14 protein-coding genes and 1 pseudogene are annotated in these 15,893 nt (G+C 67.3%); 4 read left to right on the top strand and 11 right to left on the bottom strand.

All coding sequences use genetic code 11. From position 1 onward, the window contains the following. Position 1 precedes the first annotated feature (1 nt). From GNT64_RS21025 to GNT64_RS21005, 6 genes and pseudogenes are all read right to left on the bottom strand, one after another. Positions 2-1,171 (bottom strand): lipid-transfer protein, encoded by a 1,170-nt coding sequence (locus GNT64_RS21025; protein ID WP_156681262.1) that lies wholly within the window; start codon positions 1,169-1,171, stop codon positions 2-4. 10 nt (positions 1,172-1,181) lie between these two features. Beyond that, positions 1,182-1,412: a Zn-ribbon domain-containing OB-fold protein gene (locus tag GNT64_RS22135; RefSeq protein ID WP_231639604.1), complete on the bottom strand. Its 231-nt coding sequence runs from the start codon at positions 1,410-1,412 to the stop codon at positions 1,182-1,184. Between the two features lie 21 nt (positions 1,413-1,433). Next, positions 1,434-1,616: pseudogene (locus tag GNT64_RS22370) on the bottom strand (zinc ribbon domain-containing protein); the annotation flags it as partial. A gap of 30 nt (positions 1,617-1,646) precedes the next feature. After that, complete coding sequence (locus GNT64_RS21015; RefSeq protein WP_156681260.1) at positions 1,647-2,657, bottom strand: DUF7064 domain-containing protein; 1,011 nt, start codon at positions 2,655-2,657, stop codon at positions 1,647-1,649. After that, positions 2,650-4,083, bottom strand: coding sequence for a phosphotransferase family protein (locus GNT64_RS21010; RefSeq protein ID WP_156681259.1), 1,434 nt, complete (start codon positions 4,081-4,083; stop codon positions 2,650-2,652). The genes GNT64_RS21015 and GNT64_RS21010 overlap by 8 nt, the downstream gene beginning before the upstream one ends. Before the next feature lie 41 nt (positions 4,084-4,124). Beyond that, positions 4,125-5,378, bottom strand: a complete 1,254-nt coding sequence (locus GNT64_RS21005) for an MFS transporter (protein ID WP_197277176.1) — start codon at positions 5,376-5,378, stop codon at positions 4,125-4,127. A gap of 4 nt (positions 5,379-5,382) precedes the next feature. On the opposite strand from GNT64_RS21005, the gene GNT64_RS21000 reads away from it, so the two are divergent. Further along, positions 5,383-6,282, top strand: a complete 900-nt coding sequence (locus tag GNT64_RS21000) for a nitroreductase (RefSeq protein WP_231639137.1) — start codon at positions 5,383-5,385, stop codon at positions 6,280-6,282. 41 nt (positions 6,283-6,323) lie between these two features. On the opposite strand, the gene GNT64_RS20995 is transcribed toward GNT64_RS21000, so the two are convergent. Continuing rightward, positions 6,324-7,313: an acyl-CoA dehydrogenase family protein gene (locus GNT64_RS20995; protein WP_156681257.1), complete on the bottom strand. Its 990-nt coding sequence runs from the start codon at positions 7,311-7,313 to the stop codon at positions 6,324-6,326. After that, on the bottom strand, positions 7,313-8,470 hold the full coding sequence (locus GNT64_RS20990; RefSeq protein WP_156681256.1) for an acyl-CoA dehydrogenase family protein: 1,158 nt from the start codon (positions 8,468-8,470) through the stop codon (positions 7,313-7,315). The genes GNT64_RS20995 and GNT64_RS20990 overlap by 1 nt, the downstream gene beginning before the upstream one ends. A 250-nt stretch (positions 8,471-8,720) precedes the next feature. Between GNT64_RS20990 and GNT64_RS20985 the strand changes: the two genes are divergently transcribed. Both GNT64_RS20985 and GNT64_RS20980 read left to right on the top strand, forming a co-directional pair. Next, a complete protein-coding gene (locus GNT64_RS20985) occupies positions 8,721-9,506 on the top strand; it encodes an IclR family transcriptional regulator (RefSeq protein ID WP_197277175.1) in 786 nt (261 codons plus the stop codon). A gap of 4 nt (positions 9,507-9,510) precedes the next feature. Next, a complete protein-coding gene (locus GNT64_RS20980; RefSeq protein WP_197277174.1) occupies positions 9,511-9,954 on the top strand; it encodes a nuclear transport factor 2 family protein in 444 nt (147 codons plus the stop codon). A 5-nt stretch (positions 9,955-9,959) separates the two neighbouring features. On the opposite strand, the gene GNT64_RS20975 is transcribed toward GNT64_RS20980, so the two are convergent. From GNT64_RS20975 to GNT64_RS20965, 3 genes are read right to left on the bottom strand one after another with little or no spacing between them, the layout of a single operon-like run. Beyond that, positions 9,960-11,063 carry a CaiB/BaiF CoA transferase family protein gene (locus tag GNT64_RS20975; RefSeq protein WP_156681253.1) on the bottom strand — a complete coding sequence of 368 codons (1,104 nt, stop codon included), beginning with the start codon at positions 11,061-11,063 and terminating at the stop codon, positions 9,960-9,962. Between the two features lie 20 nt (positions 11,064-11,083). Further along, entirely contained in the window at positions 11,084-11,875 is a 792-nt protein-coding gene (locus GNT64_RS20970; RefSeq protein WP_156681252.1) for an enoyl-CoA hydratase-related protein, read from the bottom strand. 13 nt (positions 11,876-11,888) lie between these two features. Next, positions 11,889-12,068, bottom strand: a complete 180-nt coding sequence (locus GNT64_RS20965; protein ID WP_156681251.1) for a hypothetical protein — start codon at positions 12,066-12,068, stop codon at positions 11,889-11,891. A gap of 182 nt (positions 12,069-12,250) precedes the next feature. Between GNT64_RS20965 and GNT64_RS20960 the strand changes: the two genes are divergently transcribed. Then, entirely contained in the window at positions 12,251-15,814 is a 3,564-nt protein-coding gene (locus GNT64_RS20960; RefSeq protein ID WP_277873280.1) for an indolepyruvate ferredoxin oxidoreductase family protein, read from the top strand. Positions 15,815-15,893 lie beyond the last annotated feature (79 nt).

Genomic DNA, 15,893 nt, shown 5'->3' with positions numbered 1-15,893 from the left:
GTCAGCCGTCGACGCCCAGGATCGCGCCGCTTGTCGGCACGCCGCTGCCGGCGCTGACGAGGATGTTGGCCACGCCGGCCACCTGGTTCACCGCCGTGCCGCGTAGCTGGCGCACCGCCTCGGCCACGCCGTTCATGCCGTGGATATACGCCTCGCCCAGTTGGCCCCCATGGGTGTTCAGCGGCAGCGTTCCGCCCACCTCGATATTGCCGTTCTTGATGAAATCCTTGGCTTCGCCATAGGCACAGAAGCCATACCCCTCGAGCGAGGGCAGCACCGATGGCCCGAAATGATCGTACAGGATCGCCATCTGCATGTCCTTCGGCGTCAGCCGCGCCTCGGCGTAGAGCTGGCGCGCCGTCGCCGCGCATTCGTCGCGTGGGCTGATGTCGGGGCGGTAATAGCCGGCCAGGCCGAGTACCCCGGCGGGGGAGCCTTGCGCCGCGGCGCGGATCAGCACCGGCTTCTGGCGCAGCGAGCGCGCCCTCTCCGCACTGGTCACGACGAACGCGACGCCGCCGTCGCTCTCCTGACAGCAATCGAGCAGCCGAAGCGGATCGGCAACCATGCGAGACGCCTGATGATCCTCCACCGTGATCGGCTTGCCGTAGAAGAACGCCTTCGGGTTGGTGGACGCATGCTTGCGCGCGACGACCGAATAGTTGGCGAAATCGAGGCTCGTCGCGCCGGTCTCGTGCATGTAGCGCCGCATCATCATGCCGATCATCGCCGCCGGCGTCATCAGGCCGCTGAAGCCGTGATAGGCGAACACCACATTGTCACTGGTCGGCGGCAGGCCGGACATCGGCGCGCCGAAGCGATACTCGGACCGCTCGTTCATCGCGCGATAGCAGACGATCACGTCCGCCACGCCGGCCGTCACTGCCAGTGCCGCCTGCAACAGCGGCCCGCAGGTGCCGCCGCCACCCTGCGGAATGCGGGTGAAGAATTTCAGGTCGCGCCCGCCGATGCTACGAAAAATCTCCTGCTCCGAATTATTGTCCATCGTGAACGAGGACATGCCGTCCACCTCGGCGGGGTCGATCCCCGCATCGGCGAGCGCGGCGAGCGTCGCCTCCACCGCAAGGGTCAGTTCGCTGCGCCCTGAATTCTTTGAGAATTCAGTAGCGCCGTAGCCCGCGATCGCGGCCTTGTTGCTGTAGCCGGACATGGTGGATCCTTCAGCTCAACCGGAAGCGATACGCGGCGCTGTCGCCGCGCCGCAGGAACTCGACCGAAACCGGCAGGTCGATCGCCATCGCCTCCGGCGGCGTGCCGTCCATCGCCCCCATCATGCGGATACCCTCATCCAGCGCCACGATCACGATCGGATGGGGCACGGCGAAGCCCGGCAGCGGCGGATGATGATGCACCGTGTAGCTGTGGATGCGCCCGTTGCCCGAAAGCGCCACTGGCAACCATTCGAACGATCGACAATGCGGGCAGCTGGGGCTCGGCGGATTGCGCAGCCGGCCACAGCCGCCGCACCGCTGGGCCAGCAACGCGCCTTGCTCCAGCCCGCGATAGAAGAAATCGAAATCCCGGTTCGAACAGGGCGCATTATGCCCCGGCCCGGCGACAGGTTGTTCGCCGCCGCCACTTCCGCCATATGCCATCGTTGTAGTCCAATCCTGTCGAGATACCCGTCAAACCGGCTTGCAGCGTCGAACGACATAGTCGTTCCATTGCACCTCCTGGGTCTCGCCCCAGCCCGTCACCCCCTCGAACTGCGGCGAGGTCCAGCGAGTCAGCCCGCAATGGCACAGCGCATTCTGCCAGCTGTGCCACGGATTGCTCGCGGTGATCTCGCCGACGAAGCGAAACTGGCGGCCGTCCTCCGCCACGCAGTCGATCACGTTGCGGACGGGGCGCAAGCCATCGTCAGCGCGCTCGGTTATTTTCGACAGGCTTTCCAGCCGCAGCATCTTGCCGTGGTCGTAGATCCACGCATCGCTCATCAGCTTGTCGCGCGGGATGTCGTACAGGCCGAGCCAGTCCGGCTTCAGCGCCGGATCGTCCATGCCCGATATGCAGAAGGAGAAGTCTTCGGAGAACGCGCCGTTCATCCACGTATAAGGAGGGATCTTGTGTCCTTCCTCCGGTCGCCGCTCGCCCCACGAACGATCGCGGATCGAGAGATTGTCGAAGGCATAGTCCCGCCCTTCGTAGGTGACGGAACCGACCGCCCGCATCGTCTGCTCGAAATGGCGGTCGTTCGCGCGCACGATCGGCGGCTGCACCGCCGTCTGCACCATGTCGAGCCGGAAGGCGCGATCCGGATTCTCGTAGGTGATCCGTGCCCGTTCCATCGGCTTCTCGAACGTCACCGAAAGGCCGTTCGCCAGCCTGATATTGCCCTCGGCATCGAAGATCGTGTCCGGTGTGAAGTTGCGGAAGTCGAACAGTTCCGCCGCAAGATGCTCCCGCTTGTGGCCAAAATGGGCGAACAGGCCGCCGGTGCACAGGTTCAGGTTAGGATGCGTCCAGATGTGGATGAAGCCGTGCAGGTTGGACTGCGGCTCGTAGAAGCCCCAATACCAGGTTTCGGTCATCTCGTGATGCTTCTCGGGCTGGTTGCGCCCGTGATAGAAGTCGTCCTGATCGGTCGCCTTGCCGAAGCCGCGACTGCTCTTGGTCCACTCGATCGTGTCAGACATCCGTTTCTTTGCCTCCTATCACCGCATCCAGCACGGCGATCTCATATTTCGGAATGTAGATGGTGCCGGCCACCGAAAGGGCGACGTCCGTCACCTGCGGCAGCAGCAGGGAGTTCAGCGAACCGAGGCACGCGATCATGTTGCGCACTTCCGTCCACACGCCGAAATAGCGGCCGCCGCGCGCATCGAAGCGGAAACCCGATTCCGCCTCATACAGCGCGATGAAGCGATCCCAGCAGCCGATCTGCTCCATGAACGGGCGGAACATCACCAGATCCTCGACCGGATCGCCGATGTGGCTGAACTCCCAGTCGAGCACCGCCATCAACCTGTCGCCGCTCATCAGCAGGTTGTGGAAACCGAAGTCGCCATGCACCCGACAGGCAGGCCGGCCGGCGAGATCGTCGAGATGGGTTTCTAGCCAGGCGAGGCCCAGGCTCAGCCCCGGATGGGGCGCGCGCTCGCGCTCGCGCATGCGGCGGCGCAGATCGGCGATCTCCTCGCGCAGCACGGCCCGTACGTCCGCGCCCGGGCGCGCCGTCTCGCGGTGCAGCAGCGCTAGCGCCCGCGCAAAGGCGTCCGCCCACGCCGCGCGTCCGGCCGCATCCTCCGGCACGACCTGATTGGCGGGCTTGGCGGCGACATGGCCCACCGCCATGAAGGCAGCGGCGAACGGCCCGGTATCCGCTTCCAGCCAGAGCGGCTCGGCCACCGGCATGCCCAGCCCGAACACCTCCTGCAGCACGGCATATTCGCTGGCGACGCTGGATCCGGTCGGCAATCCGTAGCCGTCCTTGCGGATCACGATGGTGCCTTCGCCCTGTCCTTCATCCAGCCGGACGATGTAGGTCTCCTTCGAATAGCCGCCCATCAGCCGCTCGACTGATCGCACAACCGTCTTCTGGTCCGGGAAGCGCTCAGCCAGGTAGGATTGCAGACGCGGCGCGGTGATGTAGATCGCTCCGCCTCCCTCCTCGTCCCGCGCGCGATCGCCCCTTCCGCCTTGATAGGTGCTGCGCGTGCCGGCGCTCACCACCGGATCCATTGGCGAATGATAGGATACCAGGAACTCACGCAGATGCCGCACCACGGCGGCGTCGTCCGCCACGGCGGGGTCGCCCGCCTCGATCAGGGTGGCAAGGGCCGCGCCTACGCCTGCCTGCCAATCGTCCTGCCACGTGCGCGCAGCCGGCGCTGCGTTGGCCGCCCCCGCCGCCGCCTGCAGGCTAGCCGTCAGCACGGATTCAGCCTCACGGACATCACGCAAATGCGCCTTGTCATAGCCGCTCCGTGCCAGTTCGTAGCCGATCGCCGTCACCGCCATATGCGCTTCCGTCAGCAGATCACCGTCGAGGATGTTGGAGGCGACCAGCCGCTTGAGGAAACCATGGGTCGCGGTAACGACTTTGTGCCCGATCTCGTCCATTGCGTCCTTCTGTTCCTGTCAGATTGCTAGGCGCGGCGGCGTCACGCGGTCGCGACGCGGCCGCTCGCCCCGCGCCTCATCACGACCGTCAGGCCAGCGAAGGACAGGGTCGCCAGCCCCAGCGACGCCGCGCAGAGCATGAACGGCAGCGCATAGCCGCCTGTCAAATCGAACAGCACGCCCGCCGCAGGGCCATAGCCGAAAATGAAGGGCAGCTTCACCATGAAGCTGTAGCCCATCGCCCGGCTAACGCCGTTCGCGCCGAACAGCGCGCCCAGCGCCGCGCCATGCAACGCCATCATCGGCGAGCAACACATCCCGAGGATCGCCACGACCGCGAACATGGCCGGGCCATCGACCAGCAGCAGCAGCCACCACATGCACGCCTGCGTGGCGGCGCTCAGCACCAGCGCCGGCGCCGAACCGAGCCGGTCCACGATCCAGCCGAAGAACAGGGTGCCGAGCAGCCCTGCCCCCGCATAGGTGGATATCAACCCCGCCGCCGTTCCAAGCGAATGGCCACGCCCCATGCCGAACGGCACGATGTGAACCATGAAGACCACTCCGGTTCCCGCCATCAGCGCGATGCCCAGCGCCTCCAGCCAGAAGCCGGGATGCGCCAGCGGCGACGGGCCGGGCGCGGCCGCGCGCGGAGCACCGTTGGCAGGCGCGGCCTTCCGCCCGATGGCCGACGCCGTACCGGGCGGCCATTCCCGCACCAGAGCGGCGACGAGAGGGATCAGGGCGAGGGATACCGCACCCATGCCCAGCAAAACCGCCGTGCGCCCGACGGCCGGCAGGATGATGCCGATCAGATAGGGCGCCACGAACAGGGCGACGGGCAGGTTGACGAGGCTCAGCACCTTGCCGCGCCCTGTATCCACCCAGCGGGTGACGAGCGTGACCGGCGCCAGGATCGCCGCCAGCACCATGCCGGTACCGACCATGCCGTAGCAGAGCAGCGCGACACCATATCTGTCGGTGACGGCGAGCAGCAGATAGGCCGAACCGCTCAGCCCCACGCCCGCGATGATGATGTCGCGGACTCGATATCGCTGGAGCAGGCCGCCCGTCAGCGGCGCAAGGACGCCGGTCGCCAGCGTTATCATGCTTATGCCGGCGGCCGCGGCGGCGCGGCTCACGTCCAGATGTGCCTGGTTGGCGGCGAGCAGCGGCCCGAACGATCCGTAGCCGAGACCGAGGACCATGTTCTGCGCCAGGAAGCACATCAGCATCGTCTGAAAACGGCCGGCGACTGGCCGTTCCGATCCGCTGTCCGGCTTCGTTGCGGCCATGTGGATGCCCTCTCTGCTTGTCGGCCGGATCATAGGGTCTGCGCCCACTCCGCCCATCACACGGCACGCAATCGCGCATGCCTGTCGGCGCACCGGGATTTCACGCTCGTCGCCGGCTGATTATCAGGAGGGGCATTTCAGGAAGGAACCACGCTTGGCCCAACAAGAAAGACGCCCGCTCGACGACAGCACGGGCGGGCAGGATTGGTCGCCCGAATCGGTCATGCTCTCGCGCCTGCTCGCCGAACGCTACAGCTGCCGCAGCTACAGCCCGCAGCCGGTGCCGCGCGCGACGATCGCGCGGATGCTGGAAATCGCCCAAATGTCCGCCTCCTGGTGCAACTCCCAGCCCTGGCAGGTGATCGTCACCGAGGGAGAGGGGACCGAGCGGTTCCGCAAGGCGCTGTTCGAACGCGCGCTCGCCGATGCGTCGACCGGCGGCGGAGCCGAACTCGCGCCGGACTTCGCGTTCCCGGAGGTCTATCGCGGCGTCTACAAGGAGCGGCAACGCGAGGTCGGCTGGCAACTCTACGAGAGCGTGGGCATCGCTTATGGCGACAGGGCTGCTTCCGGGAAGCAGGCGCTGGAGAATTTTCGACTGTTCGGCGCGCCGCATGCGATGATCGTCACGTCGCCGCGCGATCTCGGCACCTATGGCGCTATCGACAGCGGCCTCTATGTCGGCACGGTCCTGCTCGCAGCGCAGAGCCTCGGCCTGGGCATGATCCCACAGGCGGCGCTTGCCGCCTACGCGCCGCTCATGCACGCGCACTTCGCCATCCCGGACGATCGCATGATCGTGCTGGGAGCGTCCTTCGGCTACCCGGAGCAGGCCCACCCCGCGAACAGCTTCCGCTCTCGCCGTGCCTCCATCGAAGATGCGGTACAGTGGATCGATGAATGAGCGTAGCCTCCGATCCGGCTTGGGCCGGATCGGAGCGTGCCTCAGTCGTGCCGCATCGCCCGTATGAAATCGACACTGTTGCCCGTCTCCACCAGACGAGCCTCGCCGACGATCCGCGACCAGCCAGCCGCCGAGCCGAAACTCAGCTGCCATCGCTTCAAACGCCGGACATAGAGCGACAGATCGTGCTCGCGGGTGATCCCGATCGCGCCGTGGGCGGCATGGGCTATCGCACAGACCGTCGTTGCGCTTTCGTCGGCGACGGTCTTGGCAATGGCGGCGTCGAGACGCGACGGCGCGTCCTGCCGGCCGGTCAGGCCGATTCGGGCGGCGACATCGGCCATCGCGACGGCTTCTGCCAGCATGCTCATCTGCTGCTGGATCGCCTGGAACTTGCCGAGCGGCCGGCCGAACTGCTGACGGTCGTTCACGTGCGCCATGGTCATCTCGAGCACCCGCGCCATCGCGCCCGCCATCGTAGCGGCGGTGAGCGCGGCCGCCCAGGCGAATAGCGCATCCTCCGGCAGCTCGACGACGAGCAGCGGCGCGGCGGTGGGGTCCAGCCGCGCGGCGACGATGCCGAAGCCATCCGGTGCGGCATCTCCCTGCATGAGAGGCCGAACAGACGCCTGCTTACCCTGCTGCACGAAGGCGTGCGTCGCGCCGGCCAGGGCCGGGGCGATCAGCGATCGAGGCCGTCCTTCCTGATCTGCCGGCCACAGCAGGACCGGCGTCGTAACAGGAAGCGCCTTGCCTGCGCGCGCGACCAGGGCACGCGCCACCATCGTTTCACCGAGCGCGACCGGCAGCAGGGCGCCCCCGGCGGCGAGCAGCAATGGCACGACATCGGCCAGCGAAAGGCCGACGCCGCCCGCCGCCTCCGGCACCAGCGCATCGACGAAGCCCGAGCCGTCGATCTCGACCCAGGACGCGACTTCGCCCGCCGATTCGGACGCTCGAACCATCTGCGCTGTCGAAATTCGCTCAAGCAGCCGCTTGAACGGGTCGAGAAGGGCATCATCCATGTCCATCAGCGTAGCCCCAGTCCGCGCGCGATCATCCCGCGCAGGATCTCCCGCGTGCCGCCACGCAGCGAATACGCGGGGGCTACCTGCGAGACGAAGGCGAGCGTGCGCAGCAGCTCGTCCGTAACCGGCACCTCGGGATGCGCCGCCAGCGCCTCCGCGATCGCGACGGGTATCTCCTGTTCTAGCGCGGTGCCGATGTCCTTGATCAGCGCCGCCTCGATGACCGGCGATTCGCCCGCCGCCAGCCGGGCCGTCACCGCGATCGACATCTCCCGCAGCACGGCCATGCGCGCCAGCAGGCGGCCGAGCACGGCGAGGCCGGCATGGGCATCCGGCACGCCACGCAGATGGTCGGCCCAGCAATCCAGCAGGACGATGCTGGAGTAGATGCGCTCAGGCCCGCTACGCTCGAAGGCCAGCTCGGCGTTCACCTGCGCCCAGCCCGCCCCCTCCTGCCCCACCAGCGCGTCCGCCGGCAGATGGACGTCGTCGAAGAACACCTCGTTGAAATGCGAGTCGCCCGTCAGATCGACGATCGGCCTGATGTCGATCCCCGGCAGGCTGAGATCGATGATGAACTGCGAGAGGCCCTTCTGCCGGTCGTCCGACGTGCCGGACGTTCGCACCAGCGCGATCATGTAATGCGACTTGTGGGCGTATGTCGTCCAGATCTTCTGGCCGTTGAGCGTCCAGCCGTCCTCGCCACCGATGGCGCGGGTGCGCACGCTGGCCAGATCCGACCCCGCATTGGGCTCGCTCATGCCGATGCAGAAGAAGATCTCGCCGGCGCACATGCGCGGCAGATAGTGGCGTCGCTGCGCCTCGGTGCCGTAATGCAGCAGCAGCGGGCCGGACTGGCGATCGCCGATCCAGTGCGCGGCGACGGGCGCGCCCGCGGCGAGGAACTCCTCCACCAGCACGAAGCGGGAGAAGGCATCTGCGCCGCCGCCGCCATATTCGCGTGGAAGGGTAAGCCCCAGCCAGCCCCTCGCGGCCACTGCCCGGCTGAAATCCGCATCGAAACCGGACCAGCTGCGCGCCCGCGCATCGGCCGGCCGCCCGGCCATCTGCTCCGCCAGAAAGGCCTTGACCTGCGGACGCAGTGCTTCCGCCCCGGCCGGGATATCCGCATGCGAGAAGCTGTCGAGAAGGCCGGCCATTGCAACTCCTATCCTCATCGAGGCCATAGCGGCTATCGCGGCGGCGTTGCGTGCTCCGATTGTGAACGACATTTAGCCTCCAGCCGCACAGCCCGCGGCAAGCGTCGTTTCCATCCTCACATTGGCCGATCGGAGGCGTCAGGTGAGACCGCCATGTCATTGACAGCGCGCGTCCGGTGACAAACGGTGGCGTTTCGCGCCGGATCAGGAGTCCGCGCCTCCGACGGATGATCGCCCTATGCTAGCGAAGTTGAGAGAAGACGAGCCCGACCCCGCCCCGGTCGCGGCCGCGAAACCCAGCGTCGTCACCACCACCGTCGCGGTCCTCCGGCTGCTGGCCTCGACCGAGCGGCCTATCGGGGTGAACGCGATCGCCCGCGAGCTCTCCCTCGCGCCAAGCTCATGCTTCAAGATCCTCAAGCATCTCCATGCCGAGGATTTCGTCGACTTCGATACGCTGACGAAGGGCTATTCGCTGGGCAGCGGCGCGATTTCGCTGGCCCGCAACGCGCTCGATCCGCTGAAGGCCTTCTCGATCGTCCGGCCGCGGCTGGAGCAGACCGCAAGCTCCTACTCGATGGCGATTGGCTTCTGGCGCCGGGTGAGGGGAGCGCGCATCGTACTCGCCGGTTTCATCGAAGGTGATAGCCCGATGCGGATCCACATGTCGGTCGGCCAGCGCCTGCCGATGCTGATGGGCGCGGTGGGTCGGGCGATCGCGGGCGAACTGGACGTACCGGAGCAGGATCTTCGCGAGGAATTCGGCCGCCTGCGGTGGCAGGTGCCACTGACGTTCGAGGAGTATCTGGCGCAGGTGCGGGAGGCGCGGACGCAGGGCTTCGCCGTCGATCGGGACAATTTTGCGACCGGCGTTACCACTGTGGCGGTGGCGATCCGGGATGCTAACGGGGCGGTGCGCTACGGGTTCTCCGGCATCATGTTCTCCGGCCAGCACGATGCGGAGACGATCGCCCGCGCCGGGCAGGATTTCATCGCCCTGGCGGACTGGGCTTCGTCCCGCCTGATCGCTGCTTGACCGCGTGACCGATCCGGCGCGACATATCGCGATAATCCGGGCCGTTCAGGCAAGCTGGAGCGATCCGGACGTGGAGTCCTTCGTCCGTCTGTTTACCTCCGACGGCACGTTCGAGGATGTGGTCTACGGGATCCGCGTGAAGGGGCGCGAGGCGCTTCGCGCGCATGCCGCCCGCGTAAAGAAGCACAGCGCCGATCTGCGCATCGATATCGTCACCTGCGACGCGACCGAGCGAACCGGCGTGGCGGAATGGCGGCTTTCACACAGCTTCGTCGGTAATTTCGACGGTGTCGACTGCACGGGGACACCCATCGCGATCCGTGGCCTGTCGCTCTACGAGTTCCGCGACGGGCTGATCGCGCGCGCGACCGACTATTGGAACTATATGGAGATCGTCCGCGCCGTCGGCGTCCTGCCCCGCGAACTACGCGCGTACCGGCAGGCCTGAGCCGCTCAGCCGCGCTCTACACCCCAAGCGGCCAGGGCTGTCACCTTGTCCCGCTCGATCGGTGCCGGCGCCCATTGTACCGCGCCGGGCGTGGCCGAAAAGCGCGGGGCGGGAACCGGCATTGTCGCGCCGGCGACCTGCGTGAAGGTGCCGCGCGCCACATTGTGCGGATGTCCGGGCGCTTCCTTCAGCGACAGCACCGGCGCGAAGCAGACATCGCTATGCTCCATGATCGCGCACCACTCGTCCCGCGTCCTGCCCGCGAAGACATCCCGCAGGATCTGCTTGCGCACGGGCCACTCCGCTTTGTCCATCTGCGCGCCGGCAAGGCGATCTTTGGTGCCGGTCATGTCGAGCAGCATCGCGTAGAATTGCGGTTCGATCGACCCGATCGCGATCCATCTGCCGTCGGCGCAGCGATAGGTGTCATAGAAAGGCGCGGCGCCGTCCAGCAGATTGGCCTCGCGTCGATCCTCCCACGTGCCGCCCGCGAGCATCCCGTAGAACAGGGAGACGAGATAGGCGGCGCAATCCGTCATCCCCACATCCACGACCTGCCCCTCGCCGGTGGAGCGGGCATGGAGCAGCGCGGCGAGCATACCCGACACGAGGAACATCGCGCCCCCGCCATAGTCCGCCGCGAGGTTCAGAGGGGCGATCGGCTTCTCGGCCGTGCCGATCGCGTGCAGCGCGCCGGTGAGGGCGAGATAGTTGATGTCGTGCCCGGCGGCATGAGCATAAGGGCCATACTGCCCCCAGCCGGTCATGCGACCGTAGACCAGACGCGGATTGCGGGCGAGCACGACTTCCGGGCCGAGGCCCAGACGCTCCATCACGCCGGGCCGATTGCCCTCAAACAGCAGTTCGGCATGTTCGGCCAGCCGCAGGCATTCGGCGACGGCCTCAGGCCGCTTCAGATCGAGCTCGATCGTCTTGCGGCCCCGCGCGTCGAAGCGCTCGGGCTTCGGGTCCGGCGCGCCCGGGCGCTCGACGCGCAGCACATCCGCGCCGAGATCGGACAGGAAAGTGCCGGCGAACGGACCGGGGCCGAGGGCGGCGAACTCCAGCACCTTCACGCCGCTCAACGGCCCGCTTGCGGTCTTCGTCATCGGATATCCTTTCATGCCGCTCAGCGGCCGGTGAATTGTGGGCGGCGCTTTTCGCGGAAGGCCGCGATACCCTCGCGGAAATCTTCGCTGGCGCCCGCCTCACGCTGCGCCGCGCGCTCCATGGCGAGCGTTTCGGAAAGGGTTGAGTCCAGCGCCGCGCGGACGCCGCGGCGGATAAGCGCATGCGCCCGCGTCGGCCCCCTGGCGAGCCGATCGGCGATCGCCGCCACGCGATCCGCCAGGGCATCGTCCTCAACCACTTCGTAGACCATGCCCCATTCGGCCGCCTTCTCGGCCGAAAGGCGTTCGGCCAGCATCATCATTGCCTGAGCCCGGGCGCGGCCGATCAGGCGCGGCAGCAGCCACATGCTGCCGGCATCCGGCACCAGGCCCGCATTGACGAACGCCTGCAGGAAGAAGGCCGAGCGCGCCGCCACAACGATGTCGGCCGAGAGCGCGATCATGCATCCCGCACCTGCGACTGCGCCATGCACCCCTGCGACGATCGGGATCGGCAGATCGAACATCCGCTCGATCAGCGGATTATAATATTCCTCCAGCACCTGTCCGGCATCGAACCCGGCGGAGCCGGCCGGCGACCCGCCCGAGCTGAGATCGGCGCCGCTGGAAAACCCGCGACCTGCGCCGGTGATGAGCAGCACCCGTGCCGCGTCGTTCCCGCGGATCACGTCGAGGGCGTCGATGAACTCGCCGAGTAGCGCGCGGCTGAGCGCGTTCAGCGCCGCCGGCCGGGCGAGAGTGAGACGCGCGACGCCATCCGCCACGTGCAGCCTTATGTTCTCGTATGACATGCACAGGCTCCGGTCAGCGGGAGAGACAGCCGCCGTCCGCGGCGAGGACATGGCCACAGCTGTGGCTGGCCGCGCCGGAACTCGGCCGGGGCGCCGCCCCGGCGATTCCGTCCACGCGGCCGGAGCGGCCGTTCACGCTCATGCCGCCGCCGGTAACGAGCGCCACCTTGCCCGAAAGCCTGTAACCTTCCATCCGCTGCTCCTCGTCCGGTTTCCGACGGCATAGCGCGGACGCGCTGGAGCGGCTTGTCTGATGAAGGCAGAGGAACTGCGCGTACCGGCAAACGCAGGCTCGCGGAGGGCATATATCAACCACGCTCATTCGCGCGATCATCCACGGACAAGAAGACGGCGGCGCGGCTCTGCTAATCAGGCATATCGCCCCGTGCTCGCGGGCCGGCCGCGCCCGGCTGCCAGAACGCCGCCGCCAGAACGAAGGTCAGCTTCATCATGACGAAATCGGTAACGACGCTCGACGACAAATATGTGCAGCCGGCCGGCCGAGTCTTCATGTCGTCCAATCAGGCGCTCGTGCGGTTGCCGCTGGATCAGGCGCGGCGGGATCGCGCCGCCGGGCTGGCGACGACGGGCTATATCTCGGGCTACCGCGGCTCTCCGCTGGGCGTCTACGATGCCGCGCTATGGGGCGCGCAGGCGCTGCTTGACGAGCATGACGTCCGCTTCGAGCCGGGGCTGAACGAGGAGCTGGCTGCCACCGCCATTCGCGGCACGCAGGAACTCGCGTGGTTCGGCAAGTCGCGTTTCCAGGGAGTGTTCGGCCTGTGGTACGGCAAGGGCCTGGGTGTGGACCGCGCGTGCGAGGCGCTGAAGCTGGGCAATCTGGAGGGCTCTTCCGCGCTTGGCGGCTATCTGGCCGTGGCAGGCGACGACCATGGCGGCAAATCCTCGGCCAGCGCGCACCAGTCCGAACACACCCTGATCGCCGGCTTCCTGCCGGTGCTCTATCCGTCAACGACGGCCGAGATCCTCGAATACGGCCTCTACGGCTGGGCGCTGTCGCGCTACAGCGGCCTCTACGTCGGGCTGAAATGCATCACCGATACGCTCGATCTCAGCGCGTCGGTGGACCTGCCCGACATCCATCGCGCGTTCGCAACGCCGGACTGGACGCTGCCTCCCGAAGGGTTGAACCTGCGTCGTAACCTGCCGCCGCTGGTGCAGGAGGACTGGGTCGTGAACAAGCGGCTGCCGGCGGCGGCTGCCTGGGTGCGGGCAAATCCGCTCGACCGGGTCGCGGTGGAGAGCGACCGGCGCACGCTGGGCATCGTGGCGGCGGGCAAGGCTTTCCTCGATGTGCGGCAAGCGTTGCAGGACCTCGGCCTGGACGACGCGCGATGCCGCGAACTCGGCATTCGCGTCTACAAGCCGGCCCTGATCTGGCCGCTGGAGCCGGCGGCGGCGACCGCCTTCGCCGGAGGACATCGAGCGCTGCTGGTGGTCGAGGAAAAGCGGCCGGTGATCGAGGATCAGCTTGCCCGCATGCTGTACGCGGTCCCGTCCGACCGGCGGCCGGCGATCATGGGCAAGCAGGATCTGGCCGGCGCGGCGCTGCTGCCTTCGGTCGGCGAGCTCACCCCGGCGCTGGTCCGCAAGGCGGTTCGCGCCGCGCTGAACCAGATCGATCTGGCGGACGAGGGCGCGGAACAGCGCTATGCCCGGTTCCACGATCTGGAAGGACAGGCGCTTACCATCGGCGGCACGAAATATCGGCCGGCCTTCTACTGTTCGGGCTGCCCGCACAATACGAGCACGAAGATCCCGGAGGGCAGCATCGCCATCGCGGCGGTGGGCTGTCAGGGGCTGGCCGCCTATGTGATGCCCGAGCGCCGCACGATGCAGCCGGTCGGCATGGGCGCAGACGGCATGCCCTGGGTCTCGGTCGCGCCGCTGACGGAGCGCGAGCATATCTTCCAGAACATGGGCGACGGCACCTATTCGCATTCCGGCGTGCTGGCGATCCGCGCGGCGGTGGCGGCGAAGGTGAACATGACCTTCAAGCTGCTCTACAACGATGCGGTGGCGATGACCGGCGGGCAGCCGGTGGAAGCGCAGCTGACCCCGCGCGACATGGTCAACCAGCTCGTCGCCGAGAACGTCTCGCCGGTCATCTTCGTGTCCGACGATCCGGAGAAGTGGCGCGACGCCGGCCTGCCGGCCAGCGTGGAGGTGCATCACCGCGACGATATGGACGCGCTCCAGCGGATGCTGCGCGAGCGGCAGGGCGTGTCGGCGATCGTCTACGAGCAGACCTGCGCGACCGAGAAGCGCCGTCGTCGCAAGCGCGGCACCTTTCCCGATCCCGACAAGCGCGTCTTCATCAATCCCGAGGTCTGCGAAGGGTGCGGCGACTGCTCGGTGCAGTCCAACTGCGTCTCGATCCAGCCGCTGGAGACGGAGTTCGGCCGCAAGCGCCAGATCGATCAATCGACCTGCAACAAGGATTACAGCTGCGTCAAAGGCTTCTGCCCGTCCTTCGTCACCGTCACCGGCGCCAGGATCGCCACCCGCAGCAGCGGCGATCCGCAGCAGCTCGATCGTCTGATCGCGGCACTGCCGACGCCGGCGGTGCTGCCGATCGACGAGCATGGTCATAACATGCTCGTGGCGGGGATCGGTGGCACGGGCGTGCTGACGGTGGGCGCGCTGCTCGGCATGGCGGCGCACCTGGAAGGCAAGGGCTGCACCGTGCTGGACCTGACCGGCATGGCGCAGAAAGGTGGCGCGGTGACGAGCCACATCCGCACCGGGCCATCGCCGGACGGTATCTACACGTCGCGCCTGGGGATCGGCACGGCGGACCTGATCCTCGCGTGCGATATGATCGTCGCTACGGCGGCGGAGGTGTTGCGGACGGTGAAACCGGGGCGAACGGTGGCGATCGCGAACCGCGACGTGACACCCACCGGCGAGTTCCAGACCAATCGCAAGATGGACCTGGGCGGCGAGGCGCTGGAAGCGACGATACGGGATGCGCTGCGTGGCGGTCCGTTCATGCCGTTCCACGCCACCCGCCTCGCCACCGACCTGACCGGGGACAGCATCGCCACCAACGTGATGATGATGGGCTATGCGGCACAGCAGGGCCTGCTGCCGGTCTCGATCGAGTCTATCGAGGAGGCGATCCGGCTGAACGGCACGTTCGTGAAGGGTAATCTGCGGACCTTCGCGCTCGGCCGACTGGCGGCCCATGCGCCGGAGGAACTGGCGCGCGCCGTCGCGGGCAAGCCGGACGCGCCTTCGATCGACACGCTGGACGCGCTGCTAGACAGCCGCGCGACGCTGCTTACCGCGTACCAGGACAAGGCCTATGCCGACAGCTATCTCGGCTTCGTCCGCGAGATTGAGCGGGCGGTGGCCGGCAAGGCGCTGGATGGCGGCGACCTGCTGGTGCGGGAGGTGGCACTGACGCTGGCGCGGCTGATGGCCTATAAGGATGAGTATGAGGTCGCCCGGCTGCACGCCGATCCGCAGTTCATGAAACGGCTGCGCGAGCAGTTCGACGGCGATTTCAAGGTGACGTTCCATCTGGCGCCGCCGACGCTGCCCGGCAGGGACGCCAGCGGGCGACCGCGCAAGCGCGCTTTCGGGCAGTGGATGCTCCCCGTCTTCAAGGTGCTCCAGAAGTTCAAGGGCCTACGTGGAACCGCCTTCGATCCATTCGGCTACACGGCGGAGCGGCGCATGGAACGGCGCCAGATCGAGGACTATCGCGCGCTGATTCGCGAGATCGTCTCTCGGGTGGACCAGCGGCGGCTCACCACGGCGGTGGAGCTTGCCGGAGCCGCTTACGACATACGCGGCTACGGTCCGGTGAAGGATGCATCGGTGGAGGAGTATGAGCGCAACCGCCGCGATCTCCTCGCGGCGTTCGAGGCGCCTGCCGAGGTCGTGAAACCGGTGGCGGCCACGGTGGCCTGAAACGTGCCAGTCTCTCGCGGCGACGCTGCGAGGCGTTCGCGGACGAAGCCAGCCAAAAGCCGGTAACATGGACGTGCGC

Origin of the sequence: Sphingomonas profundi, assembly GCF_009739515.1 — a bacterium.
Taxonomy (GTDB): domain Bacteria; phylum Pseudomonadota; class Alphaproteobacteria; order Sphingomonadales; family Sphingomonadaceae; genus Alterirhizorhabdus; species Alterirhizorhabdus profundi.
The sequence above is the reverse complement of the archived record's forward strand: the minus strand, read 5'-3'. Positions and strand labels throughout refer to the sequence as shown.